This is a genomic window from Mesorhizobium sp. P3_A8 (assembly GCF_056402995.1).
Window position 1 is genome coordinate 13,075 of the sequence record NZ_JBFUGI010000012.1, and the last position, 21,338, is coordinate 34,412.

Annotated in this window: 17 protein-coding genes; 4 read left to right on the forward strand and 13 right to left on the reverse strand. The window is 63.4% G+C overall.

Features of this window, described 5'->3' with window-relative positions:
- Positions 1-53 precede the first annotated feature (53 nt).
- A complete protein-coding gene (gene ppk2, locus AC1DX4_RS25620; protein WP_477222967.1) occupies positions 54-962 on the forward strand; it encodes a polyphosphate kinase 2 in 909 nt (302 codons plus the stop codon).
- A gap of 54 nt (positions 963-1,016) precedes the next feature.
- Here ppk2 and AC1DX4_RS25625 read toward each other — a convergent pair whose 3' ends face one another.
- The 3 genes from AC1DX4_RS25625 to AC1DX4_RS25635 form a co-directional block, all read right to left on the reverse strand.
- On the reverse strand, positions 1,017-1,763 hold the full coding sequence (locus AC1DX4_RS25625) for an enoyl-CoA hydratase-related protein (protein WP_477223169.1): 747 nt from the start codon (positions 1,761-1,763) through the stop codon (positions 1,017-1,019).
- Between the two features lie 8 nt (positions 1,764-1,771).
- Positions 1,772-2,410 (reverse strand): acyl-homoserine-lactone synthase, encoded by a 639-nt coding sequence (locus tag AC1DX4_RS25630; RefSeq protein ID WP_477222968.1) that lies wholly within the window; start codon positions 2,408-2,410, stop codon positions 1,772-1,774.
- Positions 2,411-2,508: 98 nt separating this feature from the next.
- A complete protein-coding gene (locus tag AC1DX4_RS25635) occupies positions 2,509-3,240 on the reverse strand; it encodes a helix-turn-helix transcriptional regulator (RefSeq protein ID WP_477222969.1) in 732 nt (243 codons plus the stop codon).
- Positions 3,241-3,501: 261 nt separating this feature from the next.
- Between AC1DX4_RS25635 and AC1DX4_RS25640 the strand changes: the two genes are divergently transcribed.
- On the forward strand, positions 3,502-4,350 hold the full coding sequence (locus AC1DX4_RS25640; RefSeq protein WP_477222970.1) for a transporter substrate-binding domain-containing protein: 849 nt from the start codon (positions 3,502-3,504) through the stop codon (positions 4,348-4,350).
- A gap of 22 nt (positions 4,351-4,372) precedes the next feature.
- On the opposite strand, the gene AC1DX4_RS25645 is transcribed toward AC1DX4_RS25640, so the two are convergent.
- Positions 4,373-4,786, reverse strand: a complete 414-nt coding sequence (locus AC1DX4_RS25645; protein ID WP_477222971.1) for a tellurite resistance TerB family protein — start codon at positions 4,784-4,786, stop codon at positions 4,373-4,375.
- 168 nt (positions 4,787-4,954) lie between these two features.
- Between AC1DX4_RS25645 and AC1DX4_RS25650 the strand changes: the two genes are divergently transcribed.
- The gene (locus AC1DX4_RS25650) at positions 4,955-6,601 is read left to right on the forward strand and encodes a lysine--tRNA ligase (protein WP_477222972.1); all 1,647 of its coding nucleotides are present in this window, start codon (positions 4,955-4,957) and stop codon (positions 6,599-6,601) included.
- Here the strand turns inward: AC1DX4_RS25650 and AC1DX4_RS25655 are convergent.
- From AC1DX4_RS25655 to AC1DX4_RS25695, 9 genes are all read right to left on the reverse strand, one after another.
- Complete coding sequence (locus AC1DX4_RS25655) at positions 6,567-7,442, reverse strand: thermonuclease family protein (RefSeq protein ID WP_477222973.1); 876 nt, start codon at positions 7,440-7,442, stop codon at positions 6,567-6,569. The genes AC1DX4_RS25650 and AC1DX4_RS25655 overlap by 35 nt on opposite strands.
- Positions 7,443-8,081: a S24 family peptidase gene (locus tag AC1DX4_RS25660; RefSeq protein WP_477222974.1), complete on the reverse strand. Its 639-nt coding sequence runs from the start codon at positions 8,079-8,081 to the stop codon at positions 7,443-7,445. It abuts the gene before it with no gap.
- 124 nt (positions 8,082-8,205) lie between these two features.
- Positions 8,206-8,751 (reverse strand): thioesterase family protein, encoded by a 546-nt coding sequence (locus tag AC1DX4_RS25665; protein ID WP_477222975.1) that lies wholly within the window; start codon positions 8,749-8,751, stop codon positions 8,206-8,208.
- 9 nt (positions 8,752-8,760) lie between these two features.
- Positions 8,761-10,980, reverse strand: a complete 2,220-nt coding sequence (locus tag AC1DX4_RS25670; RefSeq protein WP_477222976.1) for a 3-hydroxyacyl-CoA dehydrogenase NAD-binding domain-containing protein — start codon at positions 10,978-10,980, stop codon at positions 8,761-8,763.
- 10 nt (positions 10,981-10,990) lie between these two features.
- Positions 10,991-11,566, reverse strand: coding sequence for a cysteine hydrolase family protein (locus AC1DX4_RS25675; protein WP_477222977.1), 576 nt, complete (start codon positions 11,564-11,566; stop codon positions 10,991-10,993).
- 4 nt (positions 11,567-11,570) lie between these two features.
- Positions 11,571-12,779, reverse strand: coding sequence for an acetyl-CoA C-acetyltransferase (locus AC1DX4_RS25680; RefSeq protein ID WP_477222978.1), 1,209 nt, complete (start codon positions 12,777-12,779; stop codon positions 11,571-11,573).
- Between the two features lie 33 nt (positions 12,780-12,812).
- A complete protein-coding gene (locus AC1DX4_RS25685; protein WP_477222979.1) occupies positions 12,813-13,985 on the reverse strand; it encodes an acyl-CoA dehydrogenase family protein in 1,173 nt (390 codons plus the stop codon).
- A 51-nt stretch (positions 13,986-14,036) separates the two neighbouring features.
- Positions 14,037-15,827, reverse strand: a complete 1,791-nt coding sequence (locus AC1DX4_RS25690; RefSeq protein WP_477222980.1) for an acyl-CoA dehydrogenase — start codon at positions 15,825-15,827, stop codon at positions 14,037-14,039.
- A gap of 289 nt (positions 15,828-16,116) precedes the next feature.
- Entirely contained in the window at positions 16,117-16,578 is a 462-nt protein-coding gene (locus AC1DX4_RS25695; RefSeq protein WP_477223170.1) for a MerR family transcriptional regulator, read from the reverse strand.
- Between the two features lie 454 nt (positions 16,579-17,032).
- Here AC1DX4_RS25695 and AC1DX4_RS25700 point away from each other — a divergent pair, with 454 nt between their 5' ends.
- The gene (locus AC1DX4_RS25700; RefSeq protein WP_477222981.1) at positions 17,033-21,163 is read left to right on the forward strand and encodes a peptidoglycan-binding protein; all 4,131 of its coding nucleotides are present in this window, start codon (positions 17,033-17,035) and stop codon (positions 21,161-21,163) included.
- Positions 21,164-21,338: the final 175 nt, after the last annotated feature.

Here is a 21,338-nt window from a genome sequence, read left to right on the forward strand (position 1 = left end):
GGTCCGGAGGCTCCCAATAGCATGAGTCCGTCAGCTGAAAAGGGTTCGTCTCGATGAAAAAAGCCAAGGAAAAGCCTGCCGCGCCGGCTTCAGGTCCGCTGAAGATCAGGATCGATGGCAAGGAACGGGAGTTCGACATCGAGAATCCCGAGCTTCCGGACTGGGTCGAGGACAACAAGCTGACCGCGGGCGGCTACCCATACGACAAGAAGATGAAGAGCGAGGAGTATGACGAGACGCTCGAGAAATTGCAGATCGAGCTGGTCAAGGCGCAGGCATGGCTGCAGGCGACCGGCAAGCGGGTGATGGCGCTGTTCGAGGGCCGCGACGCCGCCGGCAAGGGCGGCACGATCTTCGTGCTGCGCCAGTACCTCAATCCGCGCACGGCACGCAACGTGGCGCTGACCAAGCCGACCCCCACCGAACTGGGGCAATGGTACTACCAGCGCTATGTCGACCATTTCCCGACATCGGGCGAGTTCGTCACCTTCGACCGTTCCTGGTACAACCGCGCCGGTGTGGAACCGGTGATGGGTTTCTGCACGCCCGAACAGCATGAGAAGTTTCTCGACGAGACGCCGCATTTCGAGCGGATGATCGTCAACGACGACATCCACTTCTTCAAATTCTGGCTGAACATCGGTCGGGAAACGCAGCTCGAGCGCTTTCACGATCGCCGCTATAGCCCGTTGAAGAGCTGGAAGTTCTCGCCGATGGATGTCGCTGGCATCACCAAATGGGACGATTACACCAGGGTGCGCGACACCATGTTCGAGCGCACCCACAAGGAGTTCGCGCCGTGGATCATCGTGCGGGCCAATGACAAGCGGCGCTCGCGGCTGGCGGTGATGCGGCGCATCCTGTTGTCGCTGCCCTATGAGGGGCGCGATCTCGATGTCATCGGCAAGGAAGACAAGAAGATTATCGGCGAAGGGCCGTCATTCCTCGGCAAGGAAGGTTGATGTTTCCGCGCCGCGCGGCCAATGGGCAGCGCGGCGCGGTATCTTCGTAATTGCTCAGGCGGCGAGCCGGGCAATACGCTGAAGGCGGCGCAGCGTGGTGTCGTCCTGCAGCGCCTGCTGGAACAGCGATATCTCCTGGTCGATGCGGTCGCACAACGCGGCGGTGTTCCCCTTGAGCAAGCCGCGGGTCTGCAGCAGGGCGGCGACCGGCTTCTTGACGAGCTGCCTGGCTCGGCCGAGCGTCGCCTCCTCCACACCGTCATCCACGATCTCGGCGACGAGGCCGAGCGCCCTGGCATCCTCGGCGCGAAGCGTGTCGCCGAGGCAGAAGAAACGGAAGGCGCCGGCATAGCCGAGCTTCTGCGGTGCCAGGATGCTGGTCGCCGCGTCCGGCACAAGGCCGAAATCGACGAACGGCACCCGGAACGTGCTTTCATTCGAGGCGATCACCATGTCGCAGTGGAACAGGATGGTGCAGCCGACGCCGACGGCATCGCCATCGACGCAGGCGAGGATGGGCTTGGGGAACGTCGCCAGCGTGCGGAACAGGTCGGTGACGGCGGCGATCAGCTTCTGATGCTTGGTGGCGTCGAGAAATTCGGAAAAGTCGCCGCCAAGGCAGAAGCAGCCCGCCAGACCACGCAGCACGACGACACGAACCTTGTCATTGTCGGCGGCTTCATGAAACGTCCTGGCAAGGCTTTCATAAGCCCTTCTGTCGAGCACCGGGCGGCCGTCATTCGACGACACGGTGACGATCAGCGTGTGGTTGCGCAGTTCGGGTTGCGGGTGCGCGCCCATCGGCGATCTCATGACGCCCGCCTTTGGCCGAACATATCGGGGTATCCCCTGGCCAGAACGGGAGCATGATGATTGCGGCGCGAACGCACCACGTCCAGCGTGTGCTCGTTGAAGGAGAGCAGCGTCGCCACGACCTGCTGATTGCCGTAGGTGCGCTGATAGCCCAGCGGGGTCGCCAGGAAATGCAGCTGCAAGGCGCGCAACACCCACATCGGCTCGAACTCGATGATCACCTTGTCGACGCCGCGCTTCAGCCCCCACTCGACGAAGCCGGCGATCAATTCGGTACCGACGGTCGATACGCCGCGACGGCCATCACGATAGCCGGCAGCCACCGCGTAACGGGTCAATTCCCAGATGTTGGGGCCCGATGGCGGCGTTCCTTCGGAAAGGTCGGTCAAAACCTCAGTCAGCAGATGGGGCCGCGTGGTCGGCAGCATCCTCTGATAGCCCGCGACCTCATTGCCTCTGATGACGATCTGATGCACCGCCTCGTCATGGTCGAACTGGTCGACTTCATATCCGTCCGGGCGCCGCAGGTCCTCCCACCCCATCTCCTCGACAAATATCTGGTAGCGCAGTCGATGGACGGCCTCCCAAAGGTCGGGACGTTCCATCAATTCCTGAGTTGTAAGACAAAAAAGCATTCCGTCGTCTCCTGGGTTTAAGAGGAAGATACGGCCGTGCTTTCTTGAGAAAATTGCGTGATCACGTAGGCGAGAAATTCTAGGTCGGCACGGCCGACCTAACTAATGTAGCCGCGCCTTATCGCTTCGGCGACAGCCTGGACCCGGTTGACGGCACCGAGTTTGCTTTTGGCGTTAAGAAGATGTTTCTCCGACGTGTGCTCGGAGATGCCGAGGATTTGAGAAATCTCCCATTCCGACTTGCCGACGGCGGCCCATTGCAGGCATTCGCGTTCGCGCGGGGTCAACTCGATATGGTCGATTGTCTTGGTCGCCATGGTGTGGAGTTGCATGGCGCGGCCAACGGCATAGGTCGAGACCAGCGACACCAGCCCGAACTCGGCGGCCGACAGTTCCACGGCCTCGCCACCCAACGACACCATGACGATCTGGCCATCGAGCGTGATCAGCGGAAAGGCCAGCCCGTCGCGCAGCTTGAAAGCGCCGGCATCGCCCATCACTTCGCCGCTGCTCTTGTCGATGCGGATGCCCTGGGCGGCTTCGCGCCACTGGAAAGGCGCCTGCAACTGCTTCATGTGGCTGACCACCGGATCGTGGTCGACATAGTTGCGCGCCACGTAGCGCTCCAGCCATTCGACGGGCCAGTCGCACAGCAGCACATGCTGCTTTTGCTGACCGGTCGGCGTGCCCGGCTGCGGAACGGTCCCGGCCATCAGCGCGGTCAGACCGAAATCCGACGTTACCCCCAACAATTTCTCGCAGACCGCCGCCGCCGTTCCGGCGTGCTGCAGTTGGTCTATGTATTCCAGCGTGCGATCGAACTGACCCATCGCAACATCAACCCCATGTTGCCTTATGCATTAAGATCAATGGTCCATGCATTGTCCGCACTTTGCCACCGACCGCGGATTGCAACGCGCTCATTTCCGGTTGTGGTTCTCGACCCTGATCCCCCAACCAGAGTAGCCACCGCTGTTTGCAAACGCGCTAAAGCATACCCTGAAATCGGCGCGTTGAAATCAAAAACCATTGTGCCTGTACCATTTTCGTACCAAAACCTGTGCGAATTACGAGTGCGGCGGAGTTCTATCGTGGCGTTCCAATGGAGGTCCCTGGTGCTGGCGTCGCTGCTGATAGCGGCGCTGCCATTGGCTGGCGGGCGCGCGGCGGAACCGCAGGTGCCGGTGTTGTGGGACGCCAAGGAACGGTTGCCCAAACCCGACCTTTCCGCGCTGCCACGGCTGCGCTTCCTGACGACCACGGATTTTCCGCCGTTCAATTTCCTCGATGGCGCGGGAAAACTGTCCGGTTTTCACATCGACCTGGCACGTGCCATCTGCGCCGAACTCGGCATCGTCGACAAATGCCAGATCCAGGCATTGCCCTGGGGCGAGCTCGAGGGGGCACTGGAGAAAGGCGAAGGCGAAGCCATCATCGCCGGCATCGCCGCAACGCCGCAATCGCGCCAGACATACGCCTTTTCGCGCTCCTATCTGCAGTTTCCGGCGCGCTTCATCATGCCCAAGAGCAAGGCATTTGCAGAACCGATTTTCGACAAGCTGCGCAGCAAGCGCGTCGGCGTGCTTGCCGGCTCGGCGCATGAGCGCATGCTGCGCGAGTATTTCAACACGGTCCAGATCGTCTCCTTCGACGGGCCGGAAGCCCTCTACAGCGATCTCAAGGCGGGCAAGATCGACGCCGCGTTCGGCGACGGCATGCGCTTCGCCTTCTGGCTGGGCGGCTCGGATGCGGCCGGCTGCTGCCGCTTTGCCGGCGGTCCCTATCTGGCGCCCGAATATCTGGGCACCGGCATGGCCATCGCCACACGGGCCGACAATCCGGCGCTGGCCGCCGCGATCGATTACGCGCTGCAGGAGATTTCGATGAAGGACACCTTCGCCGAATTCTATCTGCGCTATTTCCCGGTCAGTTTCTTCTAGGGGCTGCCCCGCTCGCAGGGACTCAGGTCAGCGTGCGCAGCCGCGCCTTGGCCGCGCGGCCGATGGCGGCGACGGTCAGTGTGTCGAGATCGAGCTCACGGCGGATCAGCTGCAGCACCCGAACTTCTTCCAGGCGCATTTCAAGATCGACGGCGGCGACTTCGAAGGCGGCGGCATAGGCGGTGTCGCGCAGACGCTCCGGCAGGGCTTCGGCAACCTGGGCGAGGACACCCTCCAGGCCATCCTTCTCATGCAGCAGCTTCTGACAAGCCTGGGCGACGGGAACCAGCCGATCCTGCTTGAAATCCTCGAACACCGGCCATGAACGGACAACGTCGCCGATCCGGGCCAGTTCGACATCGGTCATGTCGCGGTCGGAGGCCGAGGTGATGACCATCAGGTAGATCAGGGCTTCATGCGGGGTCGGCGACGGCATTCTTTACTCCTTGAACGGGCCTCGAAGGTAGGAACGAGGGCCAAGGGCCGCAAGGAAAAAGCGCTGCGCTCGTTGACGCTCCGGCCACGCACGCCTAGAGACCGGTTGAAAATCGACACTGCGGCCCTATCAGGCGAATTTGGCCGGCGAATAATTGGAAACGTTGACATGGCGGGATCAAACATCATCGATCTCAACCCCGAACTGCTGGCGGCCGCGACCGAGAGCAAGGCGTGGCCGTTCGAGGAAGCCAAAAAGATTATCGAGCGCTACAAGGGCGCCGACTTTCCCGAAACCATCCTGTTCGAGACCGGCTATGGTCCGTCCGGCCTGCCGCATATTGGCACGTTCGGCGAGGTGGCGCGCACCTCGATGGTGCGCCATGCGTTCCGCGTGCTGACACAAGACAAGGTCGCGACCAAGCTGCTCTGCTTTTCCGACGACATGGACGGCATGCGCAAGATCCCCGACAGCGTGCCGGATCGCGCCGCGCTCGAGCCGCATCTGCACAAGCCGCTGTCTTCGGTTCCCAATCCGTTCGACGGCGACTATGCGAGCTTCGCCGACCACAACAATGCGATGCTCTGCCGCTTCCTCGACACGTTCGGCTTCGACTACGAATTCGCCAGCGCGACGCAATACTACAGATCAGGCCGTTTCGACGCGATGCTGCTGCGCGCCGCCGAACGCTATGACAAGATCATGGCGGTGATGCTGCCGACGCTCGGGCCGGAGCGGCAGGCGACCTACAGCCCGTTCCTGCCGATCTCGCCGAAGAGCGGCCGCGTGCTTTACGTGCCGATGAAGCATGTCGACGCTAAGGCCGGCACCATCACCTTCGACGACGAAGGCACCGAGACCACGCTTTCGATCACCGGCGGTCGGGTGAAGCTGCAGTGGAAGCCGGATTTCGGTATGCGCTGGGCAGCGCTTGGCGTCGATTTCGAAATGTTCGGCAAGGACCACCAGACCAATGCCGTGGTCTATGACCGCATCTGCAACATTCTGGGCGGACGCGCGCCGGAGCATTTCGTCTACGAACTGTTCCTCGACGAAAACGGCCAGAAGATCTCGAAGTCGAAGGGCAATGGCCTGTCCATCGACGAATGGCTGACCTACGCGCCGACCGAAAGCCTCGGGCTCTACATGTACCAGCGCCCACGGCAGGCCAAGAAGCTCTATTTCGACGTCATTCCTAGGGCCGTGGACGAGTATTACACCTTCCTCGCCGCCTACCCCAGGCAGGACTGGAAGGAGCGGCTGGGCAATCCGGTCTGGCACATGCATGACGGCAACCCGCCCGCCATCGATATGCCTGTGCCGTTCTCCCTGCTGCTCAACCTGGTCAGTGCCTCCAATGCGCAGAACAAGGATGTCCTGTGGGGCTTCATCTCGCGCCATACCAAGGATGTGACGCCGAAGACGCATCCGGAGCTCGATCAGTTGGTTGGCCATGCGATCCGCTATTTCGACGATTTCGTGCGGCCGACGAAAACCTTCCGGCCGGCCGACGAGGTCGAGCGCGAGGCGCTCGAGGCCCTGGACGCAGCTCTTGGCACGCTGCCGGCGGACGCCGGCGGCGAAGCGATCCAGAACGCTTCGCTCAACGTGGCGCGCAAGATCGAACGCTATCAGGATCATTCCAAGCAGAGCCCGGAAGGCGGCCCGGGCGTTTCGGGCGCCTTCTTCCAGATGATCTACCAGGTGCTCATCGGCCAGGAGCGCGGCCCGCGCTTCGGCTCATTCGCCGCGCTCTACGGCGTCGCCGAGACCCGCGCACTCATTCAGCAGGCGCTGGCTGGTCAACTGGTTTGACGGCGCCGCCCTCCTCTTTCAGGATTGAGCCCTCTTCCAGGATCGAGCCCGGCGCCTGTGGCGCCGGGGCCGGCGCGGCCGGCACCGCCGAGATGCCGGCAAGGTTCGGCGCCGACCCGAAAATGCCCTTCTTCGCGCTTTGTGCCTTTTCGCCGGCCTCGACATAGGGCCCGCCCTTGGCAGCACGCGCCCAGCCATTGTCGACCAGCCATTGACCGACATCCTGCTTGCCGATCCGGCATTCCGCAGCGATCCGGTCGCGTCCGCCTTCGGGCGGCACCGTGCAGACCACGGCGCGGCCGCGCAGGAAGGCGCGGAACGCGGTGCGCGCACGGATGCCGCACGGCCAGGATTTGCCGTCGGAGGTGCAGGTCTCGTCCTGCCCGACAACATCGATGCCGGAAACCGCGACCGAATAGCCTTTTGCCTCGATCAGGCCGGCGGCCGTCGCGACCGGCTGGAACAGCTTTGTACCATCCCAGTCGTCGGGCATCTTCGGCTTGGGCGGCATGGCGAGCGCCAGCTTGCTCAATGGCTCGCGCGGCTCGACCCGCTCGAGCTCTCCGGCGGGCAGTTCCGGCGGCGCGACGACGTCCGGATCGATCGCCCGCGAATGCACCGCCGGCTTTGGCTGCGCAGCGGCCGGCGCGGGAATGGCTGACGTGGCCGGCTCGTCGGGCCCGGCATCGGTGCCGGCCTGTGAGATCGTGTCCGCGCCGGGATCGATCTGATCTACCGCAACAGTGCTTTCGCTTCCTTTCAGCGTGCGGCCGCCGGCGACGACCAAAGCCGCCATAACCGGGATCATCAGAACCGCCAGGACAAGATGAAGAAGCCTCATCTACTGGCTTGCCCAGACAATCCGCGCCACCCATTCGACATCACGCATGGCAATGTCGCGGTCGGGATGATCGGGATTGAGCGAGACCAATGCGATCGCCTTGACGGTCTGGCGCTCGAGTACCTTGGCCATCACCTCGCCTGATGTGGTCTTGACGACGACGCGATCGCCCTTGCGGGTGACTGCACCCGGCTCGACGATGAGGACGTCGCCATTGCGGTAGAGCGGCAGCATGGAATCGCCTTGCACCTGCAGCGCATAGGAGCTTTCTGTCGATTGCGCCGGCAGTTCGACCAGATCCCAGCCCTGCCCCGCCGGAAAGCCGGCATCGTCGAAGAAGCCGCCAGCGCCGGCCTGGGCAAAGCCAAGCAGCGGCACGGAGCGCCGGTGAGCTGGTGTGGCGCCCGTGCGGCCTTCGATCAGCCCGGTGAATTCGTCGAGCGACGCACCCGTGGCCTCGATGATCTTGGCGAGCGATTCGGTCGAAGGCCAGCGCGGCCGGCCGTCCGACGACAGACGTTTCGACTTGTTGAAGGCCGTCGAATCGAGGCCCGCGCGCCTTGCCAGACCTGACGCCGAAAGCGAATAACGCTCGGCAAGAGCATCGATGGCGGCCCAGACGCGGTCGTGCGAGAGCATATCGTGCTCTCCTTCAAGACAGGAAAAAATGCCTTTTCCTTCTAGTCCGCGAATGCCGGTTTGTCCACCGGCCGCGCTCCCCTGGCGCACGTTTCTGCCGGTCGCGCAAATCCAATTCCCGGGATCAATCAGCCGCCTTGGCGAGGCTACGCAAACCCTGGTGCGACGTCATGAAACGCCGTTCAGCCTGCGTCGGGGGTCTCGGGTTTGCCGAGCGGCCAAGTGCCGCGACAACCTCATCGATATCGAGAAAGCGGCGCGCCTTGCGGTCGTAGACGCCGGCCGTCGTCAGGATCAAAGCGGCCCTCTCGCCATTGTCGAGGACGAAGCGGTGCTTGCCGATGACCTGGCTGCCTTCCCAGGTTTCGATCGAGGACACCACTTCGAAGCGGCGCCACAGCCTGATCTCGCGCGCATAGACCGCCTGCAGCCCGCCCATCATCGGCGCCCAGCCGTTCTTGCGCGCCAGCGTGATCAGCCCGGCGCGGACGAACAAATCGATGCGGCCGAGGTCGGCCAGCATCATATAGCGCGCATTGTTGAGATGGATGTTGAAATCGATGTCGGTCGGCAGGCAGCGAAAGGCCAGCCGGCTTTCACCGCCCATCATATAGGGGCCACGGCTTCGCGCAGTGGCCAGCATGCGCGCCATGCGCGCCCAGACGTACATAGTCCTGCGTCAGGCGGCCTGCTTCACGTCGCCCTTCGCGTAGGGGTCGAAGCGCTGGTAGAAGGTTTCGCCCTTCTCGGCCATGTCGATGAGCAGCCTGGGCGCCTTGAATTCGGCGCCGTACTTCTTCTGCAGCCCCTTGGCGATCTTGACGAATTCCTTGGCGCCGATGCCGTCGATATAGGACAACGCGCCGCCCGTGTAGGGCGCGAAGCCGAAGGCCAGGATCGAGCCGACATCGGCCTCGCGCGGGTCGGTGACAATGCCCTCTTCCATCACCCGTGCGGCTTCCAGCGCGATGGTGACGAGCAACCGCTGCTGCAGTTCCTCATAGTCGACCTTCTCGGCCGCGAGCTGCGGATAGAGGTCCTTCAATCCCGGCCACAGCTTCTTCTTGGCCGGCTTGGCCGGATAGTCATAGAAGCCCTTGCCGTTCTTGCGACCGAAACGGCCATGGTCGTCGACCATGGTGTTGATCAACGCTATCTGCTTGGGGTCGACAGCCTTGTCGCCGAGATCCCTGATGGTCTGCTTCATGATCTTCTGGGCGAGGTCGATGGCCGTCTCGTCGGTCAGCGCCAAGGGGCCAACCGGCATGCCGGCGGCCTTGGCCGCATTCTCGATCATCGGCGCCGGCACGCCTTCGATCAGCATCTTGTAGGCTTCCGACATGTAACGCAGCACGCAGCGGTTGACGTAGAAGCCGCGCGTGTCGTTGACGACGATCGGCGTCTTCTTGATGGCGCGCACGAAATCGATCGCGGTCGCCAGCGCCTTGTCGCCGGTCTTCTTGCCCAGAATGATCTCGACCAGCATCATCTTGTCGACCGGCGAGAAGAAATGGATGCCGATGAAGTTCTTCGGCCGCGTCGAATTCTTGGCGAGACCGGTGATCGGGATGGTCGAGGTGTTCGAGGCGAAGATCGCCGATGACTTCAGCACGGCCTCCGCCTGTTCGGTTGCGGCCTTCTTGACGGCCGAATCCTCGAACACCGCCTCGACGACGAGGTCGCAGCCAGCGAGATCGGCGTAGTCTGATGTCGGCGTGATCAGCGACAGGAGCTTGTCCCGCTCCTCGGGCTTGGCGCGACCCTTCTTGACCTGATCCGAGACCAGGCTGTCGGAATGCGCCTTGCCCTTGCTGGCGGACTCGATATCGCGGTCGAGCAGCACCACCGGGATGCCGGCCTTGGCGGTGACATAGGCAATGCCGGCACCCATGAAGCCGGCGCCGAGAATGCCGATCTTCTTGAATTTGGTTTCCGGCACGCCGGCAGGGCGGCGTGCGCCCTTGTTCAGTTCCTGCAGCGATACGAACAGCGAGCGGATCATCGCCGCCGCTTCCTTGGTCTGCATGATCTCGGTGAAATAACGCTGCTCAATCCTGAGGCCGGTGTCGAACGGCACAAGCAGGCCTTCATAGACGGATTTCAGGATCGCGGCGGCGGCCGGATAGTTGCCATAGGTCTCGCGGCGTAGAATGGCGATTGCCGGCGGCCACAGATTGAAGCCGGCAGGCGAATAGATCTGGCCGCCGGGCAGCTTGAAGCCCTTCTCGTCCCAGGGCTGGACCGCTTTCAGACCATTTTTGATCATCGCCTTGGCGGTCTCGATCAGCTTGGCCGGTTCAGCAATCTCGTGGATAAGGCCCATGGCCTTCGCCTTCTGCGGCGACAGGTTCTGGCCTGAGGTCAGCATCTGCAGCGCCTGCTGCTGATCGGTCAGCCGTGGCACACGCTGGGTGCCGCCAGCGCCCGGGAAGATGCCGACCTTGACTTCCGGCAAGGCCATCTTGACCTTGTCGGAGTCAGCGGCGACACGGCCATGGCAGGCCAGCGACAATTCAAAGGCGCCGCCCATGCAGGTGCCGTTGATCGCCGACACCCAGGGCTTGCCCGATGTTTCGAGCTTGCGCCACAGGCCGCCCATGCGGCCGGCATTGTCGAACAGAAGTTTCGCCGCCTTCTCCGGATCCTTGGTCTTTTCTTTGGCGAACACGGTAAGCATCTTCTGCAGCATGGTGAGATCGGCGCCACCGGAGAAGCTGTCCTTGCCCGAGGTGATCACCGCACCCTTGATGCTGGCGTCGGCCACCACCTGGTCGATGATCTTGTCGAGCTCGTTCATCACCTCTTCGGTGAAGACGTTCATCGAGCGGTCGGGCATGTTCCAGGTGACCAGCGCGATGCCGTCAGCGTCGGTGTCGAGGGTGAAATTGGTGTAGGTCATCTAAACCTCCTTAGGCGGCGATAGCGTCAGCGACGGCCGCGACCACGGCATCGGTTGTTACGATTGAAGCGAATTCGCCATTGAGATTGGACAAGGTCATGTCGTGGACCGCCTCGGCGCTTTCCGGCCGGCCGTCGAACCCCACGCGATCGAAAGTGTAGCAGGCGTCGCGAACCAGTTGCGCGTCGAAGCCGAGATTTCCGGCCATACGCGTCGTCGTCTCGACGCAGTGATTGGTGGTGATGCCGGCAATCACTAGCGTCTGGTGACCAGCATCTCGCAACCGCTTTTCCAGATCGGTGCCGATGAAGGCCGAGTTGACATGTTTGACCAGCACCGGTTCACCGGACAGCTCACGTGTCTGCGGTATCGGCTGATACCCGCTGCGTTCCGGTCGCAGCGCGGAGCCCTTCTCGGTCGAGGCGTGGCGAATATGGAAGATCGCGAGGCCTCTGAGCCGAAACGCCTCCAGCAGACGGGCCATGTTGTCGACGGCGTCGGGATTGTTTCTCCGCTTCCCGGTGCGCTCCCATTCGACGAACGCCATCTGTACGTCGATGAGGATCAAGGCGGGGTTCGAGGACACGTCTCTAGACCCGTTCGATGATCGTTGCGGTGCCCATGCCGGCGCCGATGCACAACGTTACCAGCGCGGTGTTGAGGTCGCGGCGTTCGAGTTCGTCCAGCACCGTGCCGAAGATCATCGCGCCGGTCGCGCCGAGCGGATGGCCCATGGCGATGGCGCCGCCATTGACGTTGATCTTGTCGTGATCGATGTCGAAAGCCTGCATGTAGCGCAGCACCACCGAGGCGAAGGCCTCGTTGAGCTCGAACAGGTCGATGTCCGACAGCTTCATCTTGGCGCGCTTCAGAAGCTTCTCGGTGACATCGACCGGGCCGGTCAGCATCAGCACCGGCTCGGAGCCGATATTGGCAAAGGTGCGGATGCGCGCGCGCGGCTTGAGGCCCATGGCTTTCCCGGCCTTTTTCGAGCCGAGCAGCACGGCCGCGGCGCCATCGACGATGCCTGACGAATTGCCGGCGTGATGGACGTGGTTGACCTCTTCCACCTCGGGATGCTTCTGCACCGCGACAGCGTCGAAGCCACCCATTTCGCCCGGCATGATGAAGGACGGGTTGAGCGAGGCGAGCGACTGCATGTCGGTCGAAGGGCGCATGTGCTCGTCATGGTCGAGGATGGTCAGGCCGTTCTGGTCCTTGATCGGAATGACGGAGTTCTTGAAGCGACCGTCGGCCCAGGATTTTGCCGCCCGCTTCTGGCTCTCGACCGCATAGGCGTCGACGTCGTCACGGGAGAAACCGTATTTGGTGGCGATCAGGTCGGCGGAGATACCTTGCGGCACGAACCAGCCGGGCAGGCCGACCGAAGGGTCCATGAACCAGGCGCCACCCGAGGCACCCATGCCGACGCGCGACATCGATTCAACGCCACCGGCAATCACGATCTCGTCCGCGCCCTGCGCGATCTTGGCGGCGCCGAGATTGATGGCGTCGAGACCCGAGGCGCAGAAGCGCGATATCTGCATGCCGGGCGCCTTGGTGTCGTAGCCGGCCTCGAAGGCAGCCGCGCGCGGAATGACCGAACCCGCCTCGCCAACCGGATCGACGCAACCGAAGATGATGTCGTCGACGTTGCCGGTATCCAGCCCATTGCGGTCGCGCAGCGCTTCGAGCGTCTTGGCGGCAAGCCGCACCGCCGGCACCTCGTGCAGCGATCCGTCCTTCTTGCCCTTGCCGCGCGGGGTGCGCACGGCATCGTAGACATAAGCTTCGGCCATTTCCTTGCTCCTTGGGTTTGCCTGATGTCGCTCTCAGAGAGAGCGGCCAATCAGCAATTTCATGATCTCGTTGGTGCCGCCGTAGATGCGCTGGACGCGAGCGTCGCGGAACATGCGGGCGATCGGATATTCATTCATGTAGCCATAGCCGCCATGCAATTGAAGGCATTCGTCGACGACTTTTCCCTGCAGGTCGCTGAGCCAGTATTTCGCCATCGACGCCGTCACCGGATCGAGGCCGCCATTGATGTGGCGGGTGACGCAGTCATTGTAGAAGACACGGCCGATGGTGGCTTCTGTCTTCAACTCGGCCAGCTTGAACTGGGTGTTCTGGAAATCGATGATCGCCTTGCCGAAGGCCTTGCGCTCCTTGACGTAGTCGATGGTCAGCGCCAGCGCCCGCTCGATCATGGCGATCGCCCCAGTGCCGATCTGCAGCCGCTCCTGCGGCAATTGCTGCATCAGCTGGATGAAGCCCTGCCCTTCCTCGTGGCCAAGCAGGTTGGAGGTCGGCACGCGCACGTCGTTGAAGAACAGTTCCGACGTGTCGTTGGCCTTGAGGCCGATCTTGTCGAGGTTACGGCCGCGCTCGAAACCTTCCACCTCGTCAGTCTCGACGACGATCAGCGAGGTGCCCTTGGCGCCCTTTTCCGGATCGGTCTTGGTGACGACGATGATGAGATTGGCCAGCTGGCCGTTGGTGATGAAGGTCTTGGAGCCGTTGATCTTGTACTGATTGCCGTCCTTCTGCGCCCGCGTCTTGACGCCCTGCAGGTCGGAGCCGGCGCCCGGTTCGGTCATGGCGATGGCTCCGATCAGCTCGCCGGTGGCGAGCTTCGGCAGCCACTTCTTCTTCTGTTCCTCGGAGCCGTAGTGGAGGACGTAAGGTGCGACGATCGAATTGTGCAGACCGATGCCAAAACCGTCGACACCAACATGGCCGATGGCTTCGATGATGGCGCTCTCATGCGCGAAGGTGCCGCCGGAGCCGCCATATTCCTCCGGCATCGAAGCGCAGAGCAGGCCGGCGGAACCTGCCTTCAGCCAGCTTTCGCGGTCGACCATCTCGTTCTTCTCGAACTCGTCGTAGCGCGGCGCGATCTCCTCCGACATGAAGCGGGTTGCCATGTCGTAGAGCATGCCGACCTCGTCCGCCGCCCAGGCGGGCTTCGGCAAAGAGAGCACTTCGGCTGGATTTGTCGCCACGATTTCCTCCACGTTCCGACATTGTGGGCCGGCGCTGCCGGCCCGCCGAACCTAGAACGCTTCAGCAGGCAGCGCCATCAGCGTGTCCGCACCACTCGAAATACGGGCGAGGTGCGCCGAGGTCTCCGGCATGATCCGCTCCATGAAGAAGCGCGCCGTCACCACCTTGTTGTCATAGAAGGACTGGGAGCCGTTGGCGCCGGTCTTGCCCTGCGCCGCCTTGGCCATCTGCGCCCACATGTAGCCCAGCGCCACAAGTCCGAAGAGGTGCATATAGTCGGTCGATGCGGCACCGGCATTGTCGGGCTTGGCCATGCCGTTCTGCACCAGCCACATGGTTGCCGCCTGCAGATCGTTGAGGCCCTTCTTCAATCCCTTGGTGAACGGCGCCATCTTCTCGTCGGCGCGGTTCTCCTCGCAGAATTCGCCGACCTCCTTGAAGAAGGCCTGGATGGCGCGGCCGCCATTCAAGCCGAGCTTGCGGCCGACGAGGTCGAGCGCCTGGATGCCGTTGGCGCCTTCATAGATCATGGCGATGCGGGCATCGCGCACGAACTGGCTCATGCCGTGCTCTTCAATGTAGCCATGGCCGCCAAACACCTGCTGCGCCATCACGGCGTGATCAAAACCCTTGTCGGTGAGCACGCCCTTGACCACCGGCGTCATCAGGCCGGTGTAGTCGTCGGCCGCCTGGCGATCCTTGTCGTCGGCGGAGCGGTGGGCGATGTCGGACTTGATCGCCGTCCACAGCGCCAGCGCGCGGCCAGCCTCGTTGAAGGCCTTCATGGTCATCAGCGAGCGGCGGATGTCGGGATGGACGATGATCGGGTCGGCCTTCTTGTCCGGCGCCTTGGCGCCCGAGAGCGAGCGGCCCTGCAAGCGGTCCTTGGCGTAGGCGACGGCGTTCTGGTAGGCGATCTCCGACAGTGACAGGCCCTGCAGGCCGACGCCGAGCCGGGCCTCGTTCATCATCGTGAACATCGCCTTGAGGCCGCCATTGGCCTCGCCGAGCAGCGTGCCTTCGGCCTCGTCATAATTCATGACGCAGGTCGAATTGCCGTGGATGCCCATCTTCTCCTCGATCGAGCCGCAGGAGAGCGTGTTTCTTGTCCCCGGATTGCCCGATTGATCGAGCTTGAGCTTCGGCACGATGAACAGCGAAATGCCTTTGACGCCTTCCGGCGCGCCCTCGATGCGGGCCAGCACCAGATGGACGATGTTGTCCGACATGTCGTGCTCGCCGGCCGAGATGAAGATCTTCTGGCCCGAAATCCTGTAGGTGCCGTCGCCATTCGGCACCGCCTTGGTGCGCAGCAGGCCGAGATCGGTGCCGCAATGCGGCTCGGTCAGGTTCATGGTGCCGGTCCAGGAACCCTCGACCAGCTTCGGCAGCCATTTGGCCTTCTGCTCATCGGTGCCGTGGGTGATGATCGCCGCGATCGCGCCCTGCGTCAGGCCGGGATACATCATCAGCGACATGTTGGCCGAGACCATGTATTCGGCAACCGCCGTGTGCACGGCATAGGGCAAGCCCTGGCCGCCAAACTCGACCGGTGCCGCCAGCCCCATCCAGCCGCCCTCGCGATACTGGTCGAAGGCTTCCTTGAAGCCTTTCGGCGTCGTCACCGAGCCGTCTTCGTGACGGACGCATCCTTCCATGTCGCCGACGCGGTTCAGCGGATGCATGACGTTTTCGGCGAGCTTGGCGCCTTCGGCGAGGATCGCCTCCAGCACGTCGGGCGTGGCGTCGGCAAATCCGGGAAGGTTGGAATAGCGCTGATAGCCCAGCACCTCGTTGAGCACGAACAGCGTATCCTGGACCGGAGCCCTGTATGTTGGCATGCTTTTTCTCCACCCTGCGGACCTTGTCCGACAGCCCCCGAATTCATGTCAGGGCAGCATGCGGACCCGTGTTGAAGTCGGGATAGCAAAAATTGACGTTTGCGTAAACGTCAATTTTTTCGATGCGACAAGATTTCCGCCCCGCCCATGCTTGAGGAGCCTATCGGCGCAACTTCGTGCAGGCCAGCGCCAAGGGATCAATTGGGCAGATGAAGGACAACGAAAAAGCCGCGCGGCAAAGCCACGCGGCTTAGATAGTCAGAAATCCGACAGAGTCGGAACCGGCAGTTTAGCTCGCGACGCTCGCCTGCGGTGCCGAGCGCTCGGTCAACATCTGGCGCACCGCCGACATCGAGCCGGAGAGCTCGTTGATGGCGTCGTCGATCAGCGCCCGCTGCTTCTGCAGGCGGGCAAGCTGCTTCTCCGACTTGTCCAGCGCCAGCCGCAGCTGCTTGGTGTTGGAGCCGGTCGGATCGTAGAGATCCATCATCTGCTTGACGTCGCGCAGCGAGAACCCGACCTTGCGGCCGAGCAGGATGAGCTTAAGCCGAGCCTTGTCGCGGCGCGTGTAGAGACGGGTCGAACCGTCGCGCTGCGGGTTGAGCAGGCCCTTGTCTTCGTAGAAACGCAGCGTGCGCAGCGTCACACCGTATTTCTTGGCCATTTCGCCGATGCGGACGAGATCCTCGCCGGCTTCGATAGATGCATTATTGGTATTGGCCGCGGTCTCGCCGGCCGAGATAAGCTTCATGGTCACTGGCTTTCCCCGTCTGGTGGCGTCGCGGTCCTGGACCATGCGTCGCCTGACTGGAAGCGGGGGCGTGCTTCCGGCCGTGGTTTCGACAAACAAAATCGCAAACAGCACACTCAAATGCGCCTTTTACGTTTACGTCAATTCTATACCGATAGCCGCCTCATGACGCAAGGGGCGTTCTGAGAAGGTGCTTTATGCCGCAGCGCGGACGGCGAAGCCAACTTCCTTGCAACTTCTTAAGCTTGGTTAACGCGTTGTTTACCACGTTGGGGGAAATGTGGGCGCGTCGGCTACCCGTGTTTATCCTGTATCGAATTTTTCACGGTTTTTCGGAGCGCGGGTGAAACCCCCGGGAAGCTTGTCTTCCACCGTGGCAGCGCGGTCGCCTTCGTTCCGGCAGGGACTTGGGGAGCTGGTCGCAAGCCGGCCAATCTGAAAGACGGACGCACCGATGAACAGCAAGCGGTCCTATCTCGATACACTCAACGCCGGCAGGCAGCGCAGGCCGCAGACCACGCTCGAGCAACTGAACCGCTCGCTGGAGACGCTGGAACAGCGACTGGGGCAGACCCGCGAGGAGGTGACGGCACGTCCGGCTCCGCGCCAATACGGCGCCGACCCGCGCTATCCAGCCACCGATCCGCGCTCTCCCGCGGAGCCACGTTATCCCGCCACGCAACCAACCGCCCAGCAGCGCTGGTACGAGGACCCGCAGCCGGCGCCGCGCCCACAGAACCCGGCGCCCGCTCCCGGCTTCGACCAGAACTACCAGGCCATCGCCCGCGACATCGACCGCGTGCGCGGCCAGGAAGACAGCGTCGCCATGGTTGGCAAGATCGCCGGCGAACTGCGCGGCATGCGCGAGGAGCTGCGCCACCAGATGACGGCAGGCCTGCAACGCGAATTCGACGCGCTGCGCAAGGATATTGATCGCGCCTTCCAGGCGAACGCCAAGCCCGGCGCGGCAGGCAAGGGCAGCGCCGAACTCGGCGTCGAATTCGAACGGCTTTCCGGCGCCATCAAAACGCTGTCGGAGAAGAGCGACGACAGAAGCGTCAACCTGCTGCGGCTGGAGCTCGAGCAGGTCAAGGCCGCGCTCGACACGCTGGCGCGCGAGGAGAGCGTGCAGAAGGTCGACCGCCGCTGGGACGACTTCGACCGCCGCTGGACGGCTTTCGAAGACCGCGTCGACGCCGACCAGCGCAAACGTTCCGACGATCCCGCCCTTGCGGCGCTGACCGACCGGCTGGAGCAGATCAGCAACGCTGTCAACAATCTGCCGGAATCGCTGTCGCTGCGCTCGCTCGAGGAAAAGGTCCGTACGCTCGCCGGCGCCGTCGAACACTTCGCGGGCCAGCAGGACAATCGCGGCAGCGACACGCTTGCCATGATCGACGAGCGGCTGGACGAGATTTCCCGCGCCATCGTTGCCTCGACCGTCGCGGCACAGGCCAATTCGGTCGACCACGAAGCCTTTGAACGCATCGAGAAGCGGATCGACTCGCTCGCCCGGCAGATCGAGGAAGTGGCGCAGGACCACCCCGGCAACGCGGTCATGGATCGCCTGGGCACGCTGTCGAGCCGGGTCGACGAACTCGCCGGTCGCGCCAATTTGCCCGAACAGGCAATGGAACGGCTGGCCAAGCAGATCACGCTGATCGCCGACAAGATCGACCAGGCGCCGGCCATGCCCGATGCCGACTATATCTTCCAGGGGCTTGAGCAGCGCTTCGACGTGCTGTCCAGCATGATGGAGCGACGCCAGGGCGACGCCATCGAACAGGGCAACATGCTGTTTCGCGATCTCGAGCGCCGCCTGGACGAAGTTGCCGACCGGCTCGATCAGCGCATCGCGCCGCAAGTCGACAGCGCCGGCATCATGGAAGCCATCGATGCCCGCTTCACCGCACTCGCCACGCGTATGGAGACGCGCGCTCCCGATCCTGCTGGCGAAGCAGCGATCCGTGGACTGGAAAGCCGGCTCGAGGACATTTCCAGCCGGCTCGACGCATCGGCGGCCCAGGTGGCCGGCATCGATCCGGCGCTGATCCGCAGCCTGGAGGCGCAAGTCGCCGGCCTGTCCGCCCATCTTTCCAGGCCGAGCACGCCGCTGCCGGAATTCGAAGACATCAGCCCGCGCCTCAAYGATATCGAGAAGACACTGGCCGGGACCCGCGATTCCATCCTCGGCGCGGCACGCGAGGCGGCCGAGAACGCGGTGCGTTCGCTGGCTGGATCGAACGCCAACGCGTCAGCAGTTTCCGGGCTCGCCCAGGATCTGAAGACGCTGGAAACGCTGACGCGGCGTTCCGACGAGCGCAATTCGCGAACTTTCGAGGCCATCCACGACACGTTGCTCAAGATCGTCGACAGGCTGGGGTCGCTGGAGACCAGCGAACCGTCCGAGGCGGTAAGCGAGCTTCTGGACACCCGCCAGGACGAGGCGGTCGGCAAGCGCCGTACACGGACCGCCAAGATGGCTGTCGAGGCGCCGTCCCTGGATATCGACGAGCCGATGCCGCTGACCGGAGACATGGCCGATCTGGACGGCCGCGCCGCTGCGATATTGGGCAACGAGCCGGGGCCGCGTGGCGATTTCGGTACGCGTAGCGACCTGGGCACGCGCAGCGACCCGCGTGGTGACTTGGGCACTCGCTCGCCGGCGGAAGCCGCCGCTGCCGCCGCCATCGCCGCACTCGGTTCCGACACCATTGCCGAGAAAGACCAGCCGGCAGGCCGCAAGTCGATGTTCGGCGGGCTGGCACGCGCTTTCAAGGGCAAGAAGGCGGCGGACGTTCCGCCGCTGGCCGGCTCGGCGCCAAGCGCCGACATACCGAGTGTCGATCTCGACGAGCCGCTCGATCCGAAAGTGGCCAACCGACCGCTGGAGCCCGGCTCGGGCGCGCCCGACCTGAATGCGATCATGAAGCGGGTGCGCGACGAGCGTGGTCAGCCGGCAAAGCTCAGCGAAAGCGACGCCGCCAAATCGGACTTCATCGCTGCCGCGCGGCGCGCGGCGCAGGCTGCCGCAGCAGAGGCCGACGCCTTGAAGCGCCAGTCGACGGTGAAAGGGCCAGTGAAAGCACTCAGGATCGGCGACCTGCTCAAGGCGCGGCGCAAGCCGATCCTGATGGCGGCGGCGGCGATCATGCTGGCGCTTGCCGGCCTGCAGCTCGGCAAGGCGTTCCTCTCGGATCCGGCCCAGGTGGCCAGCAACGACGCGGCACCAATCGTTGCCGCGCAGCCGGTGCAAACTGCATCCGTCGACACGGCTAGCCCGCCGAAGGCGGAAACTCAGCCTGCAGCGACGGACAGCGCACCGGCCCGTGCCGTCAGGCAGGCCGAACAGTCGGTGCCGGCAAGCAAGGACGAGATGGCGGCGCAGCCCGTTATGGCCATGCCTTCGGACACGGATGCAATGGCGAATACGGCGCCGGTAGCAGGGCCCACAGCGGCGCCTGCGGCTTCGGCCACCTCTTCCGGCCCGAGCACCACTGCCTCCGATGCGACCGCTTCGGTCGCTCCGGCGCCAGCCGCGCCCATTGCTACGACCCCGATGGATGCGACGGCTTCAGAGCCGGCCGCTGTCACCGGCGGTGCACAAGCGACGGATGCGGATGCCAAGCCGGTTGTGGCCGCGCCAACAGCTGCCAACGATGCCACCGCCAAGGACACCACCGGCGCGGTTGCACCGGCGGATGCGCCGGCAGCGGCCGCCACGGCCAAGTTCGACATTCCGGCCGACGCCGGCCCGGCCGCGCTGCGCGATGCCGCCGCCGGTGGCGACGCCAAGGCGCTGTTCGAGATCGGCTCGCGCTACGCCGAGTCGCGCGGCGTCAAGGAAGACATGGCGGCAGCCGCCAAATGGTACGAGAAATCGGCAGAACTCGGCTTCGCGCCGGCCGAATACCGCATCGGCAATTTCTACGAGAAGGGCATCGGCGTCGCACGCGACATCAAGAAGTCGAAGACCTGGTACCAGCTCGCCGCCGAACAGGGCAACGCCAGCGCCATGCACAATCTGGCCGTGCTGTTCGCCATGGCCGCCGACGGCGTGACCGACAATGAATCGGCCGCGCACTGGTTCCAGGAAGCCGCCGACCTCGGCGTCAAGGACAGCCAGTTCAATCTCGGCATCCTCGCCGCCAAGGGCGTTGGCATGAAGCAGAACCTCGAGGAATCCTACAAATGGTTCGCGCTCGTCGCCAAGACCGGCGACAAGGATGCGGCCGCCAAGCGCGACGAGATTGCCAACGCGCTGCGGCCCGAGCAGCTCGAGCGGGCTCGTGCCGCGACCGAATTGTGGAAGGCCAAGCCGCTCAATGCGGCGACCAATTCGGCCGACATTCCCGAATCCTGGCAGGAAGGCACGCCGCAGACGACCGCCGGCATCGATATGAAGAAGGCGGTCAAGAACATCCAGCTCATCCTCAACAAGAACGGCTATGATGCCGGCGGCGCCGATGGCGTCATGGGCGAGAAGACCAAGAACGCGATCATCGCTTTCCAGACCGACAACAAGCTGCCGGCGACCGGCGCCGTCGATGAAAAACTGGTCCGGGCGCTGCTGGCGCGCAAATAACAGAGAAGCGTCGTTTCCACGACGCTCTTGCCACACATTTGCCTGTTAACTGATTGAGATATTTTTTGTTTCGGCGCGGCGACGGGGTTTGGCCCCGCCGCCGCGTCGGCGCAAGGAAAAATTGGCTTTTCGGTGCGAGACTGCCGACAACGGCTGTATTCGCCGACAGGCAAAC